Raw genomic sequence first — 2885 nt, 5'->3', positions numbered from 1 at the left:
GGGAACTCCTCCCCGGGGCGCCCCCGCGCGTGTACGTCAGTCCTGCGCCGCGGCGGCCCGCCGCACGGCCAGGACGTAGAACGGGATGGTGACGATGAAGCCCAGCACGGCGGCGCTCATCAGGTAGATGAGCGTCTGGCCCGCGGGCAGGCCCATGCCCCACACGGCCATGAGGGCGACCCCGACGGCCAGGATGCCCAGCACCGCGTGGGCCTTGCGCCCGCGCGGCTTGGGGTACTCCATCCGGCTCACCATCAGCCAGGAGATGAGCAGCACCGCCGTCACCCCCGCCACCAGCGGCGGGTCCAGCAGGACCACCGTCACCACGGCCATGGCGCCGAACGGGCACGGCAGCCCGGTGAAGTAGCTGGCGCCCGGGGCCTGGCAGGAGAACCGGGCCAGGCGCACGATGACCGCGAGCAGCACGGCCCCGCCCGCCGCGACCGGCAGCAGGTCCGGGCCCTCGGTCCGCATGCCCCACACGACGAAGAAGAACGCGGGCGCGAACCCGAAGCTGATCACGTCGGCCAGGTTGTCCAGCTCCGCGCCCATGCCGCTGCCGCCCAGCTTGCGGGCGACCCGGCCGTCGAGCACGTCCAGGGCGGCCGCGACCAGCATCAGGCCCACGACCGTGGCCATGGCGGTGCGCGGCAGCGGTCCGGCGATCCCGGCCGCCTCCTGCGCGGACTGGGCCACCACCAGCGCCCACACCGCCAGGAAGCCGCACAGGGCGTTGCCGAGCGTCAGGTAGTCGGCCACGCCCAGGCGCAGCCTGGGAGCCTCCTGCGGAACGGTGGAGGCGGCCCCGTCGGCCGCCACGGCGTTCTCAGTCGGCGTCAAGGCGGGTTTCTCCGGCCCGGACCTTCTGGCCGACCTCCACCGCCGGGGCGATCCCGGACGGAAGGTAGACGTCGACCCTGGACCCGAACCGGATGAGACCGATCCTCTCCCCTTGCTCGACCTTCTGCCCCGCAGCGAGATACGGGACGATACGCCTGACCATCGCGCCGGCGATTTGAACGACCGTGATCGCACCGATCTCGGTTTCAAGGGTCCAGATGACGCGCTCATTACGCTCGCTGTCCTTGTCGAATGCGGGGCGGAAGCCGCCGGGTCGGTGCTCGACGCCTGTCACCACGCCGGCGAGGGGGGCACGGTTGACGTGCACGTTGAGGGGGTTCATGAACACCGCGACCCTGGTCCGCCCGTCGGGCTGGGGGTCGAGGCTCTGCACGACGCCGTCCGCCGCGGACAGCACCCGTCCGGTCGCCGGGCCGCGCTCGGGGTCCCGGAAGAACCAGGTCATCCCCGCCGCGAGCCCGACCACCGGGACGGCGAGCGCAGTGCGGGCCCGCGAGCCCCGGGCGGCCAGGACAGCGGCTCCGGCGGCTCCCAGCGCGGGCAGCAGCCACGGGGCCGAACCCTGTGCCATGCCCAGGCGCGGACGCGCCGCGGGGCGGTGGGAGACGGATGAGAGTGGTGAGTCGTCGGTCATCGAGCGCTTTCGTCGCGGGTCTGTCGGTTCGCCCGCACATAGGTTGCCGCTGCGGGGGTCGGCCCGGGGCTCCCGGGCCGGCTGGCGGAGGGGCCGGATGTGACCGGCCCCGCGCGCCGCGCCCCGCGGGCCGGTGGGGGACCGGCCGTTGGTGCGCTGAATGCGATTATTCCTGATTCCGCCGAGAACGGGTCGCGGGTGCGCGCCGCCGTCCCCGGGCGGTCCCGGTCCCGCCGTCCGGCACCAGGATCGTACGGCAACCTACTCGGTCGGCTCCAGGGTGAGGGCGACGGAGTTGATGCAGTACCGGTCGTCGGTGGGGGTGGCGTACCCCTCGCCGTGGAAGACGTGGCCCAGGTGTGAGTCGCATGTGGCGCACCGCACCTCGGTGCGCACCATGCCCAGGGAGCGGTCCTCGTGCAGGACCACCGCGTCGGAGTCGGCCGGGTCGTAGAAGCTGGGCCATCCGCAGTGGGACTCGAACTTCTCGCCGGAACGGAACAGTTCGGCGCCGCAGCCGCGGCAGCGGTAGACCCCCGCGGTCGTGGTGTCCACGTACTCCCCGGTCCACGGGCGCTCGGTGGCGGCCTCGCGCAGTACCGCGTACTCCTGGGAGTTGAGCCGTTCGCGCCATTCCTGGTCGGTCCGGGGGATGTCCTTGGGCCCGCTGCCGTTGTCCTGGGCCTGGTCCGCTGAGTCAGCCATGGGACGACGCTACCCCGAATCGGCTCCGGATGCCGCCTCAGCACCCTTCGTGCCGCAAACACTCACATATGACATTCGGGACAGGAAAACCGTCCCAAACGGCCAGACCCTCCTAACTTCGGCCTATGCGACGTTCGGTAGCCGAAGGCGAGGGTACGGCTGTAGCCAGGGTCAGTGGTCGAACAGTGCACTTGAGGCAGGTGACATGACCGTTACAACGCATCAGGCACTCGGAGTGAACAGGCGACCGCTGCGCGTGGGCAGGATCCGGTACGGACTGTGGTGGCTCGACCAGAACACCACGGGCGCGCGGTCCCTTCTGAGGACCGTCGCCGACGGAGCGGCCACCACCGGCCGTGAGCTGCGCTGGGCCGCCGAGCTCAGCGTCCGCTCCACGGCCGTGCGGGCCGATCGCGCCCGGCCCGAACCCTGGAGCGAACGCGCGCTGCTGCTCGCCGCCGCGGCCGTCGCCGTGTGCGCGCTGGCGGTCGCGCTCCTCCTGGGGTTCGGCATGGCACGGTGGGCCATGACCGCGTCGGACTCCCTGCCCTTCGCCGCCGCCGGTGCGCTGGCGGTGGGACTCGTCCTCCTGCCGTTGGCGTACCTGGTGTTCGCCTCCAAGCGAGGCGGTCGCTGAAGCCGGTCCGAGAAGGGGGGAGGGGCGCCGGGGCGGCGTCCCTCCCCC

At 72.3% G+C, this 2885-nt stretch carries 4 protein-coding genes; 1 reads left to right on the top strand and 3 read right to left on the bottom strand.

Annotated features, from left to right (window positions below; genetic code table 11):
• Positions 1-36: 36 nt before the first annotated feature.
• From DQW06_RS13910 to msrB, 3 genes are all read right to left on the bottom strand, one after another.
• Positions 37-840, bottom strand: coding sequence for a phosphatidylcholine/phosphatidylserine synthase (locus DQW06_RS13910; RefSeq protein ID WP_013153845.1), 804 nt, complete (start codon positions 838-840; stop codon positions 37-39).
• Entirely contained in the window at positions 827-1495 is a 669-nt protein-coding gene (locus DQW06_RS13905; RefSeq protein WP_013153844.1) for a phosphatidylserine decarboxylase, read from the bottom strand. The genes DQW06_RS13910 and DQW06_RS13905 overlap by 14 nt, the downstream gene beginning before the upstream one ends.
• A 261-nt stretch (positions 1496-1756) precedes the next feature.
• A complete protein-coding gene (msrB, locus tag DQW06_RS13900) occupies positions 1757-2200 on the bottom strand; it encodes a peptide-methionine (R)-S-oxide reductase MsrB (protein WP_013153843.1) in 444 nt (147 codons plus the stop codon).
• Positions 2201-2405: 205 nt separating this feature from the next.
• Between msrB and DQW06_RS13895 the strand changes: the two genes are divergently transcribed.
• Positions 2406-2837, top strand: coding sequence for a hypothetical protein (locus DQW06_RS13895; protein ID WP_013153842.1), 432 nt, complete (start codon positions 2406-2408; stop codon positions 2835-2837).
• The last annotated feature ends 48 nt before the right edge of the window (positions 2838-2885 follow it).

Source organism: Nocardiopsis sp. TNDT3, assembly GCF_003427465.1.
Taxonomy (GTDB): domain Bacteria; phylum Actinomycetota; class Actinomycetes; order Streptosporangiales; family Streptosporangiaceae; genus Nocardiopsis; species Nocardiopsis dassonvillei.
The sequence above is the reverse complement of the archived record's forward strand: the minus strand, read 5'-3'. Positions and strand labels throughout refer to the sequence as shown.